Source organism: Symbiopectobacterium sp. Eva_TO (assembly GCF_053848865.1).
On the sequence record NZ_JBSPEY010000004.1, the window covers coordinates 3,335,921 to 3,356,496 of the forward strand.

The following is a 20,576-nucleotide window of genomic DNA, read 5'->3' on the forward strand; positions in this document are numbered from 1 at the left end:
TCCCGCACGCCATGCAATTATAGGGTCGCTACGGCTGAGCTAAAGTTTAATAATCCGTTGCCGATACTGATGTGATGTTTTTTTCATGCGATTGGCTGCCGATGTGCATAGACCATTCATTTCATGATGGGGATAGGTGTGGTGGAACAGAATTCCAAAGAACAGTTTGTTAAGCGCAATAAATTGGCTATCTGCGCGACGTTACGCGACTTGCAAAAAAATGATATTACTGTGATGGTCAATCATGCGCGCGGGCAATTTATCAGCAAGATTCTGGATGTACTGCCAGACGATAACCTCTTTGTTTTCGACCTCGGTGGTGTGGAAACCGAAAACAGTCGCGCATTGTACGCGGGCGATCTTGCTTTCGTGGCTGAGCCGGCGGGCGCAAAAGTAGAATTCAAATCCAGCATCGCCCGCACTGTTAATTTTCAAGGTTTACCGGCGTTCACTGCCCAGGTACCGCCGGAACTCTTCTACATACAGCGCAGAAACTATTTTCGTATTACAACGCCAGTGTGGCCACCGCTGCTGTGTCGCGGTGAACTGGTGGATAAGACGCCGTTTCAGTTTGAAATCAAAGATATTTCCCTCGGTGGTTTAGGGCTGTTTACCGAACGTGACATGAGCGACGTGATGTCTCCGGGCGACATTCTGGAAAATGTCGAGATGGATCTGGATGAATACGGCTTCTTTTGCGTCGATATGCAACTGGTGGGGCAGGCTGACAGTAAGGTCGTTGACAGCAAAGGCGAAGTGAAAGTGATGAAGCGGCTGAGCTTTTTCCCGGCGCTTTCGGCCTTCCAGGAGCGCGATTTGCAGCAAGTGATCTATGAATTGGAGCGCTTGCAAATCCAAAAAAGAAAGCGTTTTCAGGATTGATTCCGGACAGTGCCCGATAGAATAATATTTTTTTACATTTAGGTCGGCAAGAATACCACCTAATGTCATTAAGAATAACACTATAGCTTGTCAGAACACCCCGATTAGGGCATTATACGCGCCCTGTAAATAACCGACGCTTCACTAGCGTCGGTTATTTTTTTGCATCAATACATGACGCAACATCTGTGTTTTCAACCAAGAGGCCGGACATCGATCCGAATAGATAATCAGTATTCTGTGTGCCAAACGGCCACGATGAGGAAAGGAAAATGGGGCAATTTCTCAATAGGGCACCGGCGTTTGTCGGTCCAGCGTTGTCTGTTGTGGGAATAGGAGAGGCTTATCATGTCTGTTAACAGTGCCTCTCCGGCTTCGCAACGTGCTCAGTTAAGAAAAACCCTGACGCTGTGGCAGGTGGTCATGATGGGGCTCGCGTACATGCAGCCAATGACCATTTATGATACTTTCGGCATCGTGACCAATTTGACGGATGGCCATGTCGCCACCGCCTATGGCTTTGCACTGATTGGTATCCTGTTTACTGCTGTCAGCTACGGCAAACTGGTACGCCGTTTTCCTTCCGCAGGCTCAGCCTACACTTACGCGCAAAAGGCGATCAGCCCGCACGTCGGCTTTATGGTTGGCTGGTCTTCGTTGCTCGATTATCTGTTTATGCCGATGATCAACATTCTGCTGGCGAGAACCTATCTGGAAGCGATTTTCCCCGGAGTACCGGCCTGGATTTTCGTGGCAGGGTTGGTCGCACTGATGACGATGTTCAACCTGCGCGGTATCAACATTGTTGCCAACCTGAACTCGATTATCGTAGTGGTGCAGGTGGCGATCATGGCGGTGTTCCTTGGCTTGTTGATTCACGGTGTCTCGCAAGGTGAAGGCGCAGGTACGCTGGTGAGCACGCGACCGTTTTGGTCCGAGAATGCGCACGTTGTGCCGATGATTACCGGCGCGACCATTCTGTGCTTTTCTTTCCTGGGCTTTGATGGCATCAGTTCGTTGTCAGAAGAGACTTCGGATGCCGGACGCGTGATCCCGAAAGCGATATTCCTGACCGCACTGATTGGCGGTGTGATCTTTATCGTGGTGTCTTATTTCCTGCAACTCTATTTCCCAGACGTTGCCCGATTCGATTCGCCAGAATCTTCCCAGCCAGAAATCATGCTGTATGTGGCAGGGAAATTCTTCCAATCAATTATCCTGGTGTTCTCCTGTGTTACCGTACTGGCTTCTGGTATGGCCGCGCATGCGGGGGTGTCTCGCCTGATGTATGTCATGGGACGTGATGGCGTGTTCCCAGAACGTTTCTTCGGCTATATCCACCCGCAATGGCGCACGCCGTCGCTGAACGTACTGCTGGTCGGTGTGGTGGCGCTCTCTGCGGTCTCATTCGATCTGGAAGTGGCAACGGCGTTGATTAACTTTGGTGCGCTGGTGGCATTTACCTTTGTTAACCTGTCGGTGATTTCGCAGTTCTATCTGCGTGAAGGCCGTAACCGCACGCTGAAAGACACCTTCCACTATCTGGTGTTGCCGCTGTTAGGCGCATTGGCAGTGGGGGCGCTGTGGCTCAATCTGGAGAAAAGCTCCATGACGTTGGGGCTGATCTGGGCATCTATTGGCCTGATCTACCTGGCGTTTGTGACTCGTACTTTCCGTGAGCCGGTGCCGCAGTGCAGCGAAGAACTGCTGTGAGGGTATAGCGGGTAACAGCACGGTTCGACCTTTAGCCGGTTCACGATGTGAACCGGCTTTTTTGTCTTTAACACCGTAAAAAAAATCAGCCGACCAAGGTCTGTGTATAGACAAACAGGGCTTTTAGTAACTCGGCTTTACGCTTGTCGTCTTCGTGCTGAGCATAAAGCTCTTGTAAATGTGAGACATAGTCTTGAAGACGCTCAGGCGTGAATACCGCTTTGCGGTGCTGTAACCAACGCTGTTGCTCACTGTCATCCAATGTGCCGGGAAAGTTTCTGGCGCGATAACGGAATAATAAGTGCGCGATGCGATTGTCATTAAATGACAGATCCAACGCAGGCAGGTTCTTTGCTGCCGTTTGCTGAATAATGTTCATGGCAGCCCGGTCGGCATCGCCAAAAAAACCATCGTATAACCGCATATCCACGTCACTGTCCGGCGTGAAGGGCGGCGCATCGGCATAGAGCGCAACCACTTTTTCGCGAAGATCGCTGCGTTGACGTAACACCGCCAGGTTATCGAGACAACGCTGGCGATCGATCCCCAGTCGAGCAGTATCTTCTGGGCGCAGCGTGTTGGCGGGGGCCAGCACCGGGCATTTATTGATATGCACCAGTTTGACGGGGGCCGGGCTTTGCTCCGGTGCCAGACGCTCACGCGGGGTATAGAGCCTTTCACGGAGCGCATCAGCATCCAGTTCAAGCAGCGGAGCGATATCTCCGGCCAGATCGCACAAGATGACTGCATTGCGATTTTCCGGGTGCCAGGCCAGCGGCACCACCCAACTGGTATTGCCGCGCGCCGCGCCAAACATCCCGCTGACATGCACCAGCGGCTTCATTTGGGGAATATCGATAAGCTGGCTGACTTTGTTTTTATTGCGTAGCGCAAACAGATACTGGAACAGCTTCGGCTGAACTTGCTTAAACAACTTCGCCATGGCAATGGTGGCATACACATCGGACATGGCATCGTGGGCGTGTTCGTGTGCAACGCCATTGGCCTGTGTCAGGTGTTCCAGACGAAAACTGGGCAAGCCATCATCATTCAACGGCCACTCGATACCGTCCGGGCGCAAAGCGTAGCAAGCGCGCAGCGCATCCAGCAAATCCCAGCGAGAATTTCCGTGCTGCCAGCTGTACGCATAGGGATCGTAGAAATTGCGGTAGAAAATGTTGCGGCTCACCTCATCGTCGAAGCGAATATTGTTGTACCCCATGATGCAGGTGTTCGGCACGCTGAAGGCGGCATGAATCTGGCGCGCAAATTCCGCTTCGCAAACCCCTTTGGCTTGCGCGAGTTGCGGCGTAATGCCAGTGATGAGCACCGCTTCCGGTTCGGGCAGGTAGTCATCCGTGGGCTGGCAATAGATAACCAGAGGCTCACCAATGATATTGAAGTCCATATCGGTACGCAGACCGGCAAACTGTGCCGGGCGATCGCGGGCAGGGTGTTTACCGAAGGTTTCATAATCATGGATAAAGTACGTTAGCTGTATTGGTGTGTCGCTCATTGTCTTATTGGTCGCTCTCATGCGTCATTTTGTCTATTACAACCAGTATATTACGTCGATTTAATGTCTTGCTTTGTCCTACTCAGTCCATGAAAGTATTAAATTGCATTTGCTAGTCCGATGGTATTTGTGTACATAATCGGTACACATTCCAATTTACCGCGTGTACACAATACTATCATGGCCCTCAGTGACACAAAACTGCGCTCATTACTTGGGAAATCACAAGGATCACGAACAGAACTAACGGACGGCGACGGCCTATCCGCTAGAGTATCACCAAAGGGAGCCATAGCCTTTCAATTTCGCTACCGTTGGAATGGTCAGCCTCAGCGCTTAACAATCGGAAAGTACCCGGCTATGCCCATATCGTTATACACATCTTTTGGCCATTTTTTGAACAGGATGCTCAGAACCCCGTGAATTAAGGCATTCAAGCCATCCCATTGGCTTTTTGAGGTTCAAAATGCCACTCTGAGATAAACCCGTAACTCATTGATTAAACAGTGCGTTAGAAAGATGTGTATAACGATATGGGCTATGCCACTCAAAGACGCCCGCGTTCTCGTTGGTGAACTACGGTTAATGTACGACAGGAGTGATGATCCGCGTAACTATTTTTCTAACTCCGGGGACAACAAGGAATTAACGCTAGCCGAATTCATTGACCGCTGGCGGCAGGATTATGTACACACGCAGTTGCGTCCCAAAACGGCCGCACTTTATGAGGCCGTAGCGGTAAGAATAATCCGTGATGAGTTTCCCGGTAGACCGATAGATACCATCAACGTGCGGGAGTGGATGGATTACTTCACGGAACAGGAGCGGATCAATAGTAAACGGGCTAGAACTCTTTTTGTGCAAACCAAATCAGCTATAAATTGGTGCATCCGCAGACAGTTGATCAACGGCTCATCTCTGATGAAAATCAGCCCGAAAGATATCGGCACGCGGTCAGACCGCGGTGAGCGGGTTTTCACTTACACGGAATTGGCAAAGATATGGATAGCGATAGAGCACAGCCGAGCCACGACGCCCAACAAGCTCCTTCATCAAATGTCGATGCTATGGGGTTGCCGCAATACTGAGTTGCGCGAATCGGTATCCAGAGAGTTCGATATGGAAGATTTTATATGGACGGTGCCCGGTTAAAGGAGCAAGGCAAAAAGCGCCATCAGACGTCCCGTATTCGACCAGATAAAGCCGATGCTGGAGAGGCTTATGGATGCCTACGGGGATGTCCTTTTCCCCGGTCAGCGGCTTTCTGAGCCCATGACTATCGCTGCCGCAAACCGGTTTATTATCCGTTTGCGCGAGGGCATGGATTTGGGGTACTGGAGGGCGCACGATTTCAGGCGTTCGCTATCAACCAGATTATCAGAGGAAGGGATTGCGCCGCACGTCACTGAGAAAATGCTAGGACACGAGCTTGGCGGCGTGATGGCCGTGTACAACAAGCATGACTGGCTGAAAGAGCAGAAAGAGGCATACGAACTGTATGCAGATAAAATATTCTGGCACATTAAGAATTTGAAGTGATCCCCTGTGATTGCCTGACCGCCCAATCTTCTACCGCCGATTTCAGGGACCCTGTACATGATTCTGTGTAAATGCCTTTCTCAGTAGTGACCGTCCAGGCGGTCACCGAACTCGATAATAAAATGGCTCATTGCCATACGCCAGTCCCGCAGTGGCATCGTCCATTTCTGTGAGGCCGACGGGATTGCCAGCCACACCACCTTTTTCACTGCGTCGTCAGTCGGGAACACCTTGCGTTTTTTAATCGCATGCCGGATCACACTGTTCAGCGACTCGATGGCGTTGGTTGTGTAGATGACTTTGCGGATATCAGCCGGGTAAGCGAAGAACGTTGCCAGATTGCTCCAGTTCGTCTGCCAGCTCCGGCTTATCTGTGGATAGCGGCTGTCCCATGCGCTGGCGAATGCTTCCAGCGCCTGCTGGCCTGCTTCTTCTTCCGTAGCGGCCTGATAGATGGCTTTCAGGTCGCGTGTGACGGCTTTGTAGTCCTTCCAAGAGACGAACCTCAGGCTGTTGCGTACCATGTGCACGATGCACAGCTGGATGCGGGCTTCCGGATACACCGCGTTGATGGCGTCCGGGAAGCCTTTCAGACCGTCGACACAGGCGATGAGGATATCGTTCAGGCCGCGGTTTTTAGTTCTGTCAGGACATTGAGCCAGAACTTCGCGCCCTCGTTTTCGGCCAGCCACATACCCAGCAATTCTTTCTGGCCTTCGATGTTGATACCCAGTGCCAGGAACACGGATTTATTGATGACGCGACTGTCCTGCCGGACCTTCAGGATGATACAGTCAAGGTAAACAATGGGATAGACTGCATCCAGTGGACGATTTTGCCATTCAGTAACCTGTTCCATCACGGCGTCGGTGACCTTCGAGACCAGCGCCGGTGAGACATCCGCGTCATACAGCTCGTTGAACGCAGACGCTATCTCGCGGGTGGTCATCCCTCTGGCGTACAGGGACAGGATTTGGTTATCCATCCCGGTGATCCGGGTCTGGTTTTTCTTCACCAGTTGTGGTTCGAAGGAGCCATCACGATCGCGCGGAGTACGTAGTTCCAGAGGGCCATCGCCGGTGGTCACGGTGTTTGTGGAATAGCCGTTGCGGGAGTTGGCCCCCGGTTTGGGCTGATTTTTATCGTAGCCCAGATGGTGGGACATTTCGGCGTTGAGAGCAGCCTCAACGCTGATTTTCTTAAGCAGGCGATCGAATTGGCTGAGAGCGTCAGGGGTTTTGAGATTTTTGGCCAGTTCGTTAGCCAGAGCCTGCAACTGTTTTTCGTGCATAAATTAACCTGTTTTTGATGTTGGATTGAACATATCAAAATCAGGCAATTACACAAATTTATGTACAGGGTCAAACCCTTGAATATCACTCCAGAAGCCGCATTCTGCCCAGATTCCCCCCAGCCAGTTCCCCAAGCTTTTATCGCTGCATCCATAGACCCAACAGGAAGAATGAAGCATCTTTCACGACCAGTCCCTACAATCTTGGCAGCGACGTTAGTTGTGTGATCTACAAGTTGAATACCTCCTGTTATTCTATAGCCCTTGCCGTCACATCCATAAATAGTATCGCCCGTCAACTGGGAGTGCCTTGCCGCTGCCTTTATTGCATACGTGTCGTCAGTCGTCCAGTCTCCTACGGCTCCGAAATCTTCTAATGTATATCTTTCTTTTATTTTGTCATGAACAGTTCTCTGCACAGTATCATTGCCAGGCTGCTTTACAACAATAAGAGCGTCACCCATTCCGGCGCCGGAATTAGACAACTCCTGCCTCTGTAGTGGTCAACTAATATTGGCCACCGCATTAGACTGTATGTAGAACAGTCGCTCAGATTCGTTTGGAGTTAAGCCGCCGTTATACCAGTGAGGCCGGATAGCGCTGTAATACCCCGTGATGTAGCGGATAATCGCGTCCTGGGCTTCGCTGAAGCTGTTGTAACCCTTTGTCGGCACCCATTCTGTCTTCAGGCTGCGGAAGAACCGCTCCATTGGCGCATTATCCCAGCAGTTACCCCGCCGACTCATACTCTGCTTTATCCGGCAGCGCCACAGGGCTTGCCGGTATTGACGGCTGGTATAGTGGCTGCCCTGGTCGCTGTGGAACATGACTCCTGTTGGTTGTCCCCGGAGTTCCCAGGCCATCTGCAACGCTTTAACTGTCAGCGCCGAGTCCGGCGACGTCGACATGGCCCAGCCCACCGGTTTGCGGGCGAACAGGTCTAGCACCACCGCAAGGTAAGCCCAGCATTTGCCCGTCCAGATGTAGGTCACATCGCCGCACCAGACCTGATCCGGCGCGGTAACCGCGAACTGGCGGTTGAGATAGTTCGGTATTTCAACGTGTTCATTGCCGCCGCGTTTGTATTTGTGAGCCGGTCGCTGGCAGCTGGCGATACCCAGCTCCTTCATCAGCTTGCCAGCCAGCCAGCGCCCCATTTTGACACCGGAGCTGCCGGTGACGATGGTCGCGATACTTCGAGCGCCGGCAGAGCCGCCGCTGGCGTTCCAGGCTTCCATGACGCGGCTACACTTAACCACGCGCTCACCGTCGGGTTCATTAGCGGAAGCCTGCCAGTGCCTGTAGCTGCTGCGATGTACCTCAAAAGTTTGGCACAACGCCGTGACCGGGTATCGCGCCCTCAGCCTGTCGACTACCGTGAACCGTTGAGTGAGTCCGACATTAAGAGCGCCGTAGCCTTTTTTAGGATTTCGTTCTCCATTTCAAGGCATTGGACTTTTTTCTTCATCTCACGCAGCTCGAGCTGTTCAGGGGTAAGAGGAAGTCCCGTTGGCGTTTTTCCCTGTCGTTCAAGGCGAAGCTTATTGACCCAGCGACTAATGGCAGAATGGCTGACATTAACCGCCTCTGCGGCCTTAACGTATGTGTAGCCGTGGTCGACAACCAGCTTTGCGGCTTCGAGCTTAAATTCCGCCGTAAAATGTTTACCCATGAGGTCACCTGTCGTGTTGATGAGGTGAGCATATCACCTCCGATCAGGTGGCCAGTATCAGTGTGCCACTACACTTGAACATGCGAGCCATCTTCATTTTCAATGTATATGGGAATCTGGTTATCAGGGATCGTCGGATCTGTGTCGATGGCTCCAATATAGATTTTACCGTTGGCGTTGGCCTTGAAAGAGCGTGCGAGCATGAAAAGTTGACTGGGTTGGCTTACAACAATGTTTGGTGTGATATCCGCCATTATTTTCTCCGGGCGTGAGTAGTCCCCACAGAGCGTGTCTGCGGTAATTGTTTAAGAATCAGTGAGGTAGAATAACTGTGGTATTATTGTGGATATAAACATTTGATCATAAGATGCCGATCCACTTGTTTAAGTGAGGCGTCGAAAATGGGAAGAGGTGACCCACAATTCAATTTGCGTTTGCCATACGAGTTAAAAGAAAAGGTTATGCAGCGTGCCAAGATGAACGAACGCTCTTTAAATGCTGAATTGATACAGATAGTTCAAGATGCCATGGTTCAGCCGACGCCGATTTTAGGCTATCGTGACGAGGCTGAGAGGCTGGCTAGCATCCATGCTGAAGAGTTCAAGAAAATTGTTTTTGAAACGCTAAAAAGCATGTACAAGAATGACTTAAATGAGTCCTCCTGAGATAAATGATCTAGGTCAAGTTATCCACAGGCAGTGCACCACAACCTGTCTTGCGTTTTACAAAAAATTATGATTCAGCAGTTGCTTACTCGTTCGCTTTCGTTCACACTTGAATTACCTGATAGGTAATCGATTCACGTGCGCAAGAAAAAGGACTCCTGATCACTCTGGAGGACATATGCAAACAGCAACTAAGAACGCAACCATGCCATACATGATCCCGGAAGCAGACTTTGACAGAAAGCTAAGTGTTGTCAGAAACAACATTGAGCACACCCATGCTTTCCTGCAAAAAGGCGCAGTAGACTTCTCACTGCCTGGCTTTGTTGTGCCTTTTGGTTATCGCTTGGTTAAGTCTCGTAACGATGAACATTACCGTTTAGTTACTGATGCTCAGGATCCGGAAACCGTCTATGCTGTGAAGCTTATTATCCGCGACGACATCATAGATGCAAAGAAAACATGTACGCAGATATTGGTGTGGAGAATTGTGCAGGCTCGGCATGAAAATACGGTGCGTGGCCTGCCGAAACTCTTCTTCCAATTCTTTCTTGAAAGTTACTCAATAGTCGTGTCTGATGAAGAGCAAACCATTGATGGTCGACGCTTTTGGGAGACGATGATATCGTGGGCCATGTCTACAACTGGCTATCATGTATACGTATCAGATGGTACGCAAGAGTCTCGCCCATTGACGTTTATGACTTCTTGGGATGACTTTTATACTACATGGGCTGAATTCTGTTGGGGTAATGACAAAGACTGTCATAGTCACCGCCTATTATTGATAAGCAAAGATAGACTTCACTGAACAATCAAACTAAACCCGGCACGCCGGGTTTTCTTTTGCCATTCCCATCACATCTACCCTGACTAAGGAGGTTGGGATGAGTGAGTCTACGTCAGCTGAAATTTATCGTGACATAAAGAAAATAATAAAAAAATTATGCTTACTGGCAATAGTCTTGTGTGTGATTTCCTTGGTTATCTTTGCGGCATTTCAGGTGCATAACCATTTCGATAAAAAGGACAGGGAGCGCAATATCTTAAGCAAGGCGCTACCTTTCACAACAAACCATAAGCCATCGGTATACACACTCTGATTTTGGTGATGAATCTAAATTGGAGTTGTGGTTTATCGGTGATTCCGATGCGCACGCAATAGTCAAGATTGGCGGAAGTTATTCAGTATTCACCACCACATCAGGCTATGGAAGCATCAACTTTTATCATCGGGCTGGGGATGCCTGCGACTATGTATCGGCGTCTTATGATGATGGGAAAATTAGCGGCGTAACATGCGGGACCCTGTACATGATTCTGTGTAAATGCCTTTCTCAGTAGTGACCGTCCAGGCGGTCACCGAACTCGATAATAAAACGGCTCATTGCCATACGCCAGTCCCGCAGTGGCATCGTCCATTTCTGTTAGGCTGACTGGATTGTCAGCCACACCACCTTTTTCACTGCGTCGTCAGTCGGGAACACCTTGCGTTTTTTAATCGCATGCCGGATCACACTGTTCAGCGACTCGATGGCGTTGGTTGTGTAGATGACTTTGCGGATATCAGCCGGGTAAGCGAAGAACGTTGCCAGATTGCTCCAGTTCGTCTGCCAGCTCCGGCTTATCTGTGGATAGCGGCTGTCCCATGCGCTGGCGAATGCTTCCAGCGCCTGCTGGCCTGCTTCTTCCGTAGCGGCCTGATGGATGGCTTTCAGGTCGCGTGTGACGGCTTTGTAGTCCTTCCAAGAGACGAACCTCAGGCTGTTGCGTACCATGTGCACGATGCACAGCTGGATGCGGGCTTCCGGATACACCGCGTTGATGGCGTCCGGGAAGCCTTTCAGACCGTCGACACAGGCGATGAGGATATCGTTCAGGCCGCGGTTTTTTAGTTCTGTCAGCACATTGAGCCAGAACTTCGCGCCCTCGTTTTCGGCCAGCCACATACCCAGCAGTTCTTTCTGGCCCTCGATGTTGATACCCAGTGCCAGGAACACGGATTTATTGATGACGCGACTGTCCTGCCGGACCTTCAGGATAATAAAGTCAAGGTAAACAATGGGATAGACTGCATCCAGTGGACGATTTTGCCATTCAGTAACCTGTTCCATCACCGCGTCGGTGATCTTCGAGACCAGCGCCGGTGAGACATCCGCGTCATACAGCTCGTTGAACGCAGACGCTATCTCGCGGGTGGTCATCCCTCTGGCGTACAGGGACAGGATTTGGTTATCCATCCCGGTGATCCGGGTCTGGTTTTTCTTCACCAGTTGTGGTTCGAAGGAGCCATCACGATCGCGCGGAGTACGTAGTTCCAGAGGGCCATCGCCGGTGGTCACGGTGTTTGTGGAATAGCCGTTGCGGGAGTTGGCCCCCGGTTTGGGCTGATTTTTATCGTAGCCCAGATGGTGGGACATTTCGGCGTTGAGAGCAGCCTCAACGCTGATTTTCTTCAGCAGGCGATCGAATTGGCTGAGATCGCCAGGGGTTTTGAGATTTTTGGCCAGTTCGTTAGCCAGAGCCTGCAACTGTTTTTCGTCCATAAATTAACCTGTTTTTGATGTTGGATTGAACATATCAAAATCAGGCAATTACACAAATTTATGTACAGGGTCAGGAATGACATTAACTAACAATAACGGTCTAAATAACTGTTCCGAATAGTAGATCACCTGAAGGGAACTCAGTCCGAGTTGAGCGATCTGATCAATCGATAAAGATCCCAAATCATCAACCGGACTGAGCGATGTCGAGCATAGCACCGATACCCCGTAACGAACGACGCCTGATGAAGAAAACTCTCCATAAAACGCGTGACAAGAATCACGCCCGCAGGCTGACCGCCATCCTGATGTTGCACCGGGGCGAGCGCGTGAGCGATGTCGCCAGAATGCTTTGCTGCGCCCGTTCGTCAATCGGCAGATGGATTAACTGGCTCACCCTGTACGGCATTGAAGGTCTCAAATCTCTGCGGCCCGGTCGTGGCCGTCGCTGGCCGTTTGAACAGATCTGCGCACTGTTAATCCAGCTCGTAAAGCGTTCCCCTCATGATTTTGGCTATCAGCGTTCGCGCTGGAGCACGGAACTGCTAGCGATAAAAATCAATGAGATAACCGGTTGCCAGTTGCATGCTTCCACGGTGCGCCGTTGGCGGCCTTCTGCCGGTCTGGTGTGGCGACGCGCAGCTCCTACGCTGCGTATCCGCGACCCGCATAAGGAAGAAAAAATGAAGGCCATCGCGATGGCGCTGGAACAATGCAGCGCGGAACATCCCGTCTTTTACGAAGACGAAGTGGATATTCATCTGAATCCCAAAATTGGCGGGGACTGGCAGGTTCGCGGGAAGCAGAAACGCATCGTGACGCCGGGCCAGAACGAGAAATATTATCTGGCGGGTGCATTACACAGCGGGACGGGAAAAGTCAGCGATGTTGGAGGAAACAGTAAAAGTTCGTGTTTGTTTATCAGTATGTTAGAGCATCTGAGAGCAACGTACAGACGGGCAAAAACGCTCACGCTGATAGTTGATAACTACATTATTCACAAAAGCCGGGAGACGCAGCGCTGGCTGGAAGAAAACCCGAAATTCAGGGTTATTTATCAGCCGGTGTACTCACCATGGGTAAATCATGTAGAGCGGTTATGGCCACCTCGTTATACACAAGTCCGCAACGCCTTATATGCCAAGGGTTAGCGGGCTGAAATAGGCAGCCGGTGGGGTTGTAAATGAAGTGAAACCGACGTGTACTATCGCCATTTACGGCGCTGAAAAATGACACGGGATTCAGATGGCTGGGCACACCAAGAACTGGAAGGGGTAAATCTTGGTGACACGAGGCTCAATAAGCGCGCCAAAGGGCTTTTGATACGGCTGGCTGAGAATCCGCAAGCCAGCATTCCGCATGCGTGCCTCGGATGGTCTGAGACGCTGGGTGCTTACCGCTTCATGGAGAACCAAGCATTCGAATGGCGAGACATTCTGCAACCTCACTGGCAGCGTACGCAGGAAAGGATCCGAGAACACGAGGTTGTGCTGTGTATCCAAGACACTACCGAGCTTGACTTCAACGGGCAGCAAATCCAAGGCTTGGGTCCCTTGAACTACGAAGCCAGGCGTGGTCTGTACCTGCATCCGACCTACGCGGTCAGTCCGGATCGCGTGGGGTTGGGCGTACTGGATGCGTGGATGTGGGCAAGAGAGCCGAAGGATGCAGACGGAAAACGCGATGGGATCAAGGAGAGTACGCGCTGGCTCGAGGGATACGAGCGAGTTGCTGAACTCGCCTCGGAGTTGCCAAACACACGTCTGGTGTACTTAGCCGATCGCGAAGCGGATATCAAGGCATTGATGCAGCTCGCTGATGACCTTGGCACTCCGGCTGACTGGTTGATCCGCTCGACTCATAATCGCAGTCTGGACTGTAATGAGAAGCTTTGGCAGAAGGTTGGAAAGACCGTGCCGGTGGGAGAAATCCAATTCGTTATGGCGGCTCGCGCGGGGCAGAAGGCGCGTACGGTGAAACAGGCGCTGCGCGTGAAGCGAGTGTCGCTGCGTTGCGGGTTGGCAGTGACTTGTGTGATAGCCAAGGAAATTGAGCCGCCAGCAGGCGTGAAGCCGGTCGAGTGGCGGTTGCTGAGCAATCGCGTACCTGAAGGACGAGAAGATATCGTGGAGCTGATCGACTGGTATCGGGCTAGATGGGAAATCGAGATGTTCTTCAATGTGCTGAAGAACGGCTGCTGTGTCGAAGCGTTACAGTTATCGACCGTGGATCGCATTGAGCGGGCATTGGCGCTGTTCATGATCGTGGCATAGCGCATCGCCTATTTAATGCGTATGGGACGAACCTGTCCAGAGCTGGACGCAATGTTGTTCTTTGATTCCGACGAGACTCATGGAGCTTACCTACTGATGAACAAGCGTATGCCCAAGGGCCGCCCTAAGCTAAACGAAGTATTGCGCTTAGTTGCGCAACTCGGAGGCTTTCTTGCTCGAAAAGGCGACGGTGAACCAGGCGCAAAAACTATCAGGAAAGGCTTGCAGAAAGTCAGACGGCCGCCGAAACGCTACGCGCGCTCAGGCACGAACAGAGATGTGTATAACGAGGTGGGTTATGGCCATATCGTTATACACATCTTTCTAACGCACTGTTTAATCAATGAGTTACGGGTTTATCTCAGAGTGGCATTTTGAACCTCAAAAAGCCAATGGGATGGCTTGAATGCCTTAATTCACGGGGTTCTGAGCATCCTGTTCAAAAAATGGCCAAAAGATGTGTATAACGATATGGGTTATGGCAGGCGTTGCATGAAACCATTACCCGCAATCATCAATGCTGTTCAATGTGGCAGTTACTGAACAAGGTTCGCCGCTTCATGGAAACCGTCAGCCCGTTTCCCAGTGGAAAACATGGACAGGCAAAAGTGTAGCGGTATTAGGAACAGCTATTTAGTAACTGACTTACTTCCCTTTGCTTTATCTGCTGGGGATGTTATTCATCTTGACGGAGATTACTGGTCTTGATTTTAACGCAACCCCTCCGATAGATAACAAGTCGTTGGGGTTGCTATTTGTTATCTTTTCTTTGGTAAAACCGAATAAAAAATATAAAAAACAAAAATCAACATAAACTGGAGTGATATGTATTTAACTCCATAGGTAACATCTTTCCTAATTGCAACTAGTATAAGCGAAACAATAGGGAAGTAGAAAAAGATCATCCCTTTTTCTTTTGCTATCTTGTAAAAGTAAGAAAGAAGGAATCCTATTATCAATCCATCTACCACAACACCGACATATCCTAGAGAGTGAATTCCGTGAGAAAAAATAAAAGCCCCGCCCTTGTCGTCATATAGTTTGGGCTCGGCAATGTTTAACCCAAGAGACTCCGTTTTACTTAGCCCAAAAATAGAAAAAATGAAACTTGGTATTATAAAAAGAATTGGTTGTAATAGACTACCAATCCCACTGTACTCAAAGCCATCAAAAAGGTGAGTTCTGATTTCATTGGCAAGAGTAGCTATTGTGAAATGGGTTTCGTAAATTATCGCATAACCAATTGCGGAAAATATATTACCCCCAGATGTTGCAGTATCCTCTCTTATATACAATCCTATGCCTGCAACTAAAGCAACGATAAAAGCTATTAGCATTGATTTTATTATGCTTCTAATGCTAACTCCTTTTACCATTAATCTGTGTGCAAAAATACAAACGAGAAGAATTAGCAGTGACTCTCTTCTTCCCTGAATGAATATTGAAGTGGTAATCACAACGCCTATTAAAATAATTATTGTTTTTTTGAATCTACCTGCACTGCCGGACATTGAAGATAAAATTGAGAAGACAGATAAAAGTCCTGACGTGGAAATCAAAACATCTTTTAATTCATTATCACTTAATTCAAATATTGGAGAGTAAGGTGTATTTAAAAATGTTATGTAGCCACCATAAAAACTCACTCCCCACAAAAAAAGAGATACTGATAAAAGCATATAAAGCACTGAAGAAAAGTGCTGAAAATATGGCTTTGATATAGTTGATAGTCTTGGTGTGCGCATTCTGTAGTTTATATAATAACCAGTTGCTACAGATAAATACCCTACAGCGAAAACCAACAGAACGCTTTCTGGAACGCCATCAATATCCATGGCCCCCAATGGCTTCAAGTCTGGATAAGACATATAGATGAAGCCAAATAACACATAAAAACCAGATAAGGCAGAAAACAACCAAAAGGCCATCACTCACCACCAATAATCAATAGGTTTGAAATTCATACATAACATTATGAATTATTTAACAACAAACTCATATTGTAGTCTATCATGCATGCAGCGAGCAATTGCAAATACCTAAACGAGATCACCTCCGCACCCACCCTATCCCACCTCGTTATACACAAGTCCGCAACGCCTTATATGCCAAGGGTTAGCGGGCTGAAATAGGCAGCCGGTGGGGTTGTAAATGAAGTGAAACCGACGTGTACTATCGCCATTTACGGCGCTGAAAAATGATACGGGATTCAGATGGCTGGGCACACCAAGAACTGGAAGGGGTAAATCTTGGTGACACGAGGCTCAATAAGCGCGCCAAAGGGCTTTTGATACGGCTGGCTGAGAATCCGCAAGCCAGCATTCCGCATGCGTGCCTCGGATGGTCTGAGACGCTGGGTGCTTACCGCTTCATGGAGAACCAAGCATTCGAATGGCGAGACATTCTGCAACCTCACTGGCAGCGTACGCAGGAAAGGCTCCGAGAACACGAGGTTGTGCTGTGTATCCAAGACACTACCGAGCTTGACTTCAACGGGCAGCAAATCCAAGGCTTGGGTCCCTTGAACTACGAAGCCAGGCGTGGTCTGTACCTGCATCCGACCTACGCGGTCAGTCCGGATCGCGTGGGGTTGGGCGTACTGGATGCGTGGATGTGGGCAAGAGAGCCGAAGGATGCAGACGGAAAACGCGATGGGATCAAGGAGAGTACGCGCTGGCTCGAGGGATACGAGCGAGTTGCTGAACTCGCCTCGGAGTTGCCAAACACACGTCTGGTGTACTTAGCCGATCGCGAAGCGGATATCAAGGCGTTGATGCAGCTCGCTGATGACCTTGGCACTCCGGCTGACTGGTTGATCCGCTCGACTCATAATCGCAGTCTGGACTGTAATGAGAAGCTTTGGCAGAAGGTTGGAAAGACCGTGCCGGTGGGAGAAATCCAATTCGTTATGGCGGCTCGCGCGGGGCAGAAGGCGCGTACGGTGAAACAGGCGCTGCGCGTGAAGCGAGTGTCGCTGCGTTGCGGGTTGGCAGTGACTTGTGTGATAGCCAAGGAAATTGAGCCGCCAGCAGGCGTGAAGCCGGTCGAGTGGCGGTTGCTGAGCAATCGCGTACCTGAAGGACGAGAAGATATCGTGGAGCTGATCGACTGGTATCGGGCTAGATGGGAAATCGAGATGTTCTTCAATGTGCTGAAGAACGGCTGCTGTGTCGAAGCGTTACAGTTATCGACCGTGGATCGCATTGAGCGGGCATTGGCGCTGTTCATGATCGTGGCATGGCGCATCGCCTATTTAATGCGTATGGGACGAACCTGTCCAGAGCTGGACGCAATGTTGTTCTTTGATTCCGACGAGACTCATGGCGCTTACCTACTGATGTATTAGCTCAGACCTGATCTGACAGTTACCGGTTATTTATACAGGTGTCTGTCAGATTAAATCTGGTTCAGATTTTTTTCTGCCCAGACTCGTTTACCATCAAGTAACGTGGCCATTGGCGTACGCCCGCAGCACATTTTACCCTGATGAGTTCGCTCATTATTGTAATGCCACAACCAGTTGTCCAGATCCTTTTGTAGACTTTCTAGGTCCTCGTATAACGTCTTACGGAACGCAACCTGATAAAAATCCTGCAAAATAGTTTTATGGAAGCGCTCGCAGATACCGTTTGTCTGCGGAGACATCGCTTTCGTTTTCGTATGGTCTATATCGTTGATAGCCAAGTACAGCTGATAGTCATGTTGTTCCACTTTACCGCAGTACTCCGTCCCCCTGTCCGTCAGTATTCTTAGCATTGGCAGCCCCTGAGCTTCGTAGAACGGCAGCACGCGATCATTGAGCAGGTCGGCGGCAGAGATCGGTGCTTTACTCGTGTAAAGCTTGCAGTGCGCCACTTTCGAGTACGTATCCACGAACGTCTGCTGGTAGATACGGCCAACACCTTTCAGATTACCCACGTAGAAGGTGTCCTGCGACCCCAGATAACCCGGGTGAGCAGTCTCTATTTCACCACAGGCTTCGTCGTCGTGCGCCTTCTTCTCCAGTGCAGCGATTTGAGCATCAGTAAGTACGATGCCTTCTCTGGCAACTTTTTCCTCAAGTGCCTTCAGGCGCTTACGAAAGTTTTCCAGATCGTGTCGTTGCCAGATGGAGCGCACACCGCTGCCAGAAATGAAGACGCCTTTTTTACGCAGCTCATTACTGGTCCGGTGCTGGCCATGAGCCGGGATGATGTAGCCCCCTGTAACACCAGACAGTAGCTGTATCTCCAGATAAGAGATAGGCTTAGATATATGTCTAACAATCATGCTAATTTTGAAATGACCGGGATCCTGTTAGGGCAAGAAGTCCGTAAGCGTAAAACTCCGCAAGAGAAAATCGCCATCATTCAGCAGACAATGGAGCCGGGGATGAACGTCTCCCATGTAGCCCGCCTGCATGGCATCCAGCCCAGCCTTTTGTTTAAGTGGAAGAAGCAATACCATATAGCGCGGCAAATCATTTGATACCGAAAGGCAAAATATTTGATACGCTCAAAAATCACACAAATAAAAATTATTTGATACCAATTGCTGTACTGATGTAACGCTTTTATTGTCCCTAAAACATCATGAACTTGGTTTTAATGTTTCCGGCTTAGGATAAGGTTGCACTTTAAATAATTTTGTGTTGAGGCGCTTCTTCGCGCGTTTGTCCAAAAAGCGGATATATCGGAACTGCTGGAAGCGATGAACAGTTGCACGCGCTATATTGGCCCTCAGGTATTCTCCTCGCTTGCCGCCTCGCGTGATCGCGTTGCGGGCTATTTCGTGATACCACTCACCATCAAGCTCATAGAATCGTGAGTAATGGCTGCCGATATATTCAAAATTACTCGCCTGATACACCACGCCACAACGCCCACAGCGCTCATCTGCAAAGGATTGTACCCATTGCACCTGAGGATAAAGTAACCTGATAGTTTTCAGTGCGTAGCTGATCGCTCGTGACTCTGAATTTTTAGGCATGTCATCATGCAGCCATAAGCGGTTAAGCTCCATATACTCACGATTCCCCGTGCCAGAGACCACTTTTGCGCCACTGTTAGGATTCAGGGCGTATCCCCACTGCATCACGCCAACCAAAGCCCTGCCGGAGAATACCCCAAGATGTAGCCAGGAATTATTAACAAACCGCCGGCTATAATGCCGACTTGTTACAATGACCCGGGCCAGCCAGCAGGCGATGGTTTCTACCCGCAATTCGTGTGAGCCGTATCCAACAATCTGGTCATTATCGAAAATGGGCTGGGGTGGTGTGAGAATGCGTGACGTATGTGCGCGCTTCATTTCCGGTCTCCGACTGGCGTTCGGAGACGCTGGCTGAGGGACTGTTCATCCTCATTTCATTAAATGCTTTACAACGCGGACACTTGATCTGGATGTAAATCGCGTTTGCTTTTGCCAGCAACCGGTGACAACCACAGCAACGTATCTCTTGTAACATCTTCTGATATCCCTACTTAATCAAGGAATATCATGTTACACATCAAGTATTGTGAATGTGATTAAGCCACTGTAATTGATCTGTTTTGACGATCGATAACAGTTTATTGATCGTCGATATCGCTGATGTTTTATGTTATCCGACAGGGGGTAAGTAGTGCGATTTCACTGTACATAAAACACCCCAAAATAGATTAAAATTTAATCAAAACCTCGATTTTAGCCCTAAATCGGCATTTTGGCTAAAATTTGAACGGTAAATACAGTGTTTTTTGTCATATATTTTCCTCATCAAGCCATGATTTAGCCTTATTTTGGCAGGAAACAGGCAAAATCCTTTTTTACAAAAAACCTTGGTTTGTTGGAAACGGTAGATTGTGCAAAAAATGCACTGGATAAACGGACTGGCGGAACGGTCAATGGCGACATTATTTCACAGGGTGGTGTACTCTCACTGAAGGGGGATGATCGCAAGCATCTGGGTATTCATAATCAGGATGGTAGCGTTCGCATGTGGCTCTTCAAAGACAAGGGCGGTGATGGTGTTCGACTGAACAACGGCAGTGACGGTGGTGGTGAGTACGTTTTCCATAAAGACGGTGGTTTTCGTGCCCCTTCTTCCGTGTATGCCGGAGCTGCAAGGATAGCCCATGACGGCAATATCTACGGTAGCATGTGGGGCAATCAATGGCTGAACGTTTACCTGAGAAATACCTTCCAGCCCAAAGGGGCCTACGGCCAACCGAATACGGCAAAGCGTGAGGTCAACGGATGGTGGAAATGCGGGGATACGGGGTTAATTATCCAGTGGGCGAGATACGGAAAAGACAAAGGGACAGGAACATATGATTTCCCGCTGCCCATAAAGTTTCCCACCAAAGGATTGTTCTGTATCGGCTATGCTGGCGCGGCGATAAACTTCTGGGCCGATGAGCAGTCCCAGTCAGCCCATCTGGTCGATAATGCGACCGTCAGGGTGACCGTGGATAACGGTCTTGAAACGGTGGTTCTGGCGATTGGTTTCTGAAGGAGGA

Annotated in this window: 13 protein-coding genes and 9 pseudogenes; 13 read left to right on the forward strand and 9 right to left on the reverse strand. The window is 49.7% G+C overall.

What is annotated here, in order from left to right:
* Positions 1-126 precede the first annotated feature (126 nt).
* Positions 127-882 (forward strand): flagellar brake protein, encoded by a 756-nt coding sequence (locus tag ACWWJF_RS19690; RefSeq protein WP_455870375.1) that lies wholly within the window; start codon positions 127-129, stop codon positions 880-882.
* A 348-nt stretch (positions 883-1,230) separates the two neighbouring features.
* Positions 1,231-2,595 carry an APC family permease gene (locus tag ACWWJF_RS19695; protein ID WP_455870376.1) on the forward strand — a complete coding sequence of 455 codons (1,365 nt, stop codon included), beginning with the start codon at positions 1,231-1,233 and terminating at the stop codon, positions 2,593-2,595.
* An 85-nt stretch (positions 2,596-2,680) separates the two neighbouring features.
* On the opposite strand, the gene sbcB is transcribed toward ACWWJF_RS19695, so the two are convergent.
* Positions 2,681-4,111 carry an exodeoxyribonuclease I gene (gene sbcB / locus ACWWJF_RS19700; RefSeq protein ID WP_455871181.1) on the reverse strand — a complete coding sequence of 477 codons (1,431 nt, stop codon included), beginning with the start codon at positions 4,109-4,111 and terminating at the stop codon, positions 2,681-2,683.
* A gap of 180 nt (positions 4,112-4,291) precedes the next feature.
* Between sbcB and ACWWJF_RS19705 the strand changes: the two genes are divergently transcribed.
* The 3 genes and pseudogenes from ACWWJF_RS19705 to ACWWJF_RS19715 form a co-directional block, all read left to right on the forward strand.
* Positions 4,292-4,534 carry an Arm DNA-binding domain-containing protein gene (locus ACWWJF_RS19705; protein ID WP_455870377.1) on the forward strand — a complete coding sequence of 81 codons (243 nt, stop codon included), beginning with the start codon at positions 4,292-4,294 and terminating at the stop codon, positions 4,532-4,534.
* A gap of 117 nt (positions 4,535-4,651) precedes the next feature.
* Positions 4,652-5,263: a hypothetical protein gene (locus ACWWJF_RS19710; protein WP_455870378.1), complete on the forward strand. Its 612-nt coding sequence runs from the start codon at positions 4,652-4,654 to the stop codon at positions 5,261-5,263.
* Between the two features lie 15 nt (positions 5,264-5,278).
* A pseudogene (locus tag ACWWJF_RS19715) lies at positions 5,279-5,650 on the forward strand (tyrosine-type recombinase/integrase); the annotation flags it as partial.
* A gap of 80 nt (positions 5,651-5,730) precedes the next feature.
* On the opposite strand, the pseudogene ACWWJF_RS19720 reads toward ACWWJF_RS19715, so the two are convergent.
* From ACWWJF_RS19720 to ACWWJF_RS19730, 3 genes and pseudogenes are all read right to left on the reverse strand, one after another.
* Positions 5,731-6,941: pseudogene (locus tag ACWWJF_RS19720) on the reverse strand (IS256 family transposase).
* A 503-nt stretch (positions 6,942-7,444) separates the two neighbouring features.
* A protein-coding gene (locus ACWWJF_RS19725; RefSeq protein WP_455868400.1) for an IS3 family transposase occupies positions 7,445-8,613 on the reverse strand; the annotation gives its coding sequence in 2 pieces (ribosomal slippage) (positions 7,445-8,358 and positions 8,358-8,613; 1,170 coding nt in all).
* A gap of 71 nt (positions 8,614-8,684) precedes the next feature.
* Positions 8,685-8,867, reverse strand: a pseudogene (locus ACWWJF_RS19730) (phage tailspike protein); the annotation flags it as partial.
* Between the two features lie 147 nt (positions 8,868-9,014).
* Between ACWWJF_RS19730 and ACWWJF_RS19735 the strand changes: the two are divergent.
* Both ACWWJF_RS19735 and ACWWJF_RS19740 read left to right on the forward strand, forming a co-directional pair.
* A complete protein-coding gene (locus tag ACWWJF_RS19735; protein ID WP_455870379.1) occupies positions 9,015-9,278 on the forward strand; it encodes an Arc family DNA-binding protein in 264 nt (87 codons plus the stop codon).
* Positions 9,279-9,456: 178 nt separating this feature from the next.
* Positions 9,457-10,089, forward strand: a complete 633-nt coding sequence (locus tag ACWWJF_RS19740; protein WP_455870380.1) for a hypothetical protein — start codon at positions 9,457-9,459, stop codon at positions 10,087-10,089.
* A gap of 526 nt (positions 10,090-10,615) precedes the next feature.
* On the opposite strand, the pseudogene ACWWJF_RS19745 reads toward ACWWJF_RS19740, so the two are convergent.
* Positions 10,616-11,824 (reverse strand): annotated as a pseudogene (locus ACWWJF_RS19745) (IS256 family transposase).
* Positions 11,825-12,069: 245 nt separating this feature from the next.
* Between ACWWJF_RS19745 and ACWWJF_RS19750 the strand changes: the two are divergent.
* From ACWWJF_RS19750 to ACWWJF_RS19760, 3 genes and pseudogenes are all read left to right on the forward strand, one after another.
* Positions 12,070-12,975 carry an IS630 family transposase gene (locus tag ACWWJF_RS19750; RefSeq protein ID WP_455871182.1) on the forward strand — a complete coding sequence of 302 codons (906 nt, stop codon included), beginning with the start codon at positions 12,070-12,072 and terminating at the stop codon, positions 12,973-12,975.
* 78 nt (positions 12,976-13,053) lie between these two features.
* Positions 13,054-14,384: pseudogene (locus tag ACWWJF_RS19755) on the forward strand (IS4 family transposase).
* A 189-nt stretch (positions 14,385-14,573) separates the two neighbouring features.
* A pseudogene (locus ACWWJF_RS19760) lies at positions 14,574-14,711 on the forward strand (IS630 family transposase); the annotation flags it as partial.
* Positions 14,712-14,855: 144 nt separating this feature from the next.
* Here ACWWJF_RS19760 and ACWWJF_RS19765 read toward each other — a convergent pair.
* Positions 14,856-16,025, reverse strand: a complete 1,170-nt coding sequence (locus ACWWJF_RS19765) for an O-antigen polymerase (protein WP_455870381.1) — start codon at positions 16,023-16,025, stop codon at positions 14,856-14,858.
* 269 nt (positions 16,026-16,294) lie between these two features.
* On the opposite strand from ACWWJF_RS19765, the pseudogene ACWWJF_RS19770 reads away from it, so the two are divergent.
* Positions 16,295-17,434, forward strand: a pseudogene (locus ACWWJF_RS19770) (IS4 family transposase); the annotation flags it as partial.
* Between the two features lie 59 nt (positions 17,435-17,493).
* Here the strand turns inward: ACWWJF_RS19770 and ACWWJF_RS19775 are convergent.
* A pseudogene (locus ACWWJF_RS19775) lies at positions 17,494-18,285 on the reverse strand (integrase core domain-containing protein); the annotation flags it as partial.
* 93 nt (positions 18,286-18,378) lie between these two features.
* On the opposite strand from ACWWJF_RS19775, the pseudogene ACWWJF_RS19780 reads away from it, so the two are divergent.
* Positions 18,379-18,540 (forward strand): annotated as a pseudogene (locus ACWWJF_RS19780) (transposase); the annotation flags it as partial.
* Between the two features lie 126 nt (positions 18,541-18,666).
* Here the strand turns inward: ACWWJF_RS19780 and ACWWJF_RS19785 are convergent.
* Positions 18,667-19,386, reverse strand: coding sequence for a Mom family adenine methylcarbamoylation protein (locus ACWWJF_RS19785; RefSeq protein WP_455870382.1), 720 nt, complete (start codon positions 19,384-19,386; stop codon positions 18,667-18,669).
* Complete coding sequence (locus ACWWJF_RS19790; protein ID WP_455870383.1) at positions 19,331-19,543, reverse strand: Com family DNA-binding transcriptional regulator; 213 nt, start codon at positions 19,541-19,543, stop codon at positions 19,331-19,333. Before ACWWJF_RS19790 ends, ACWWJF_RS19785 begins: the two co-directional genes overlap by 56 nt.
* A 360-nt stretch (positions 19,544-19,903) precedes the next feature.
* Here ACWWJF_RS19790 and ACWWJF_RS19795 point away from each other — a divergent pair, with 360 nt between their 5' ends.
* A complete protein-coding gene (locus tag ACWWJF_RS19795) occupies positions 19,904-20,569 on the forward strand; it encodes a gp53-like domain-containing protein (RefSeq protein ID WP_455870384.1) in 666 nt (221 codons plus the stop codon).
* Positions 20,570-20,576 lie beyond the last annotated feature (7 nt).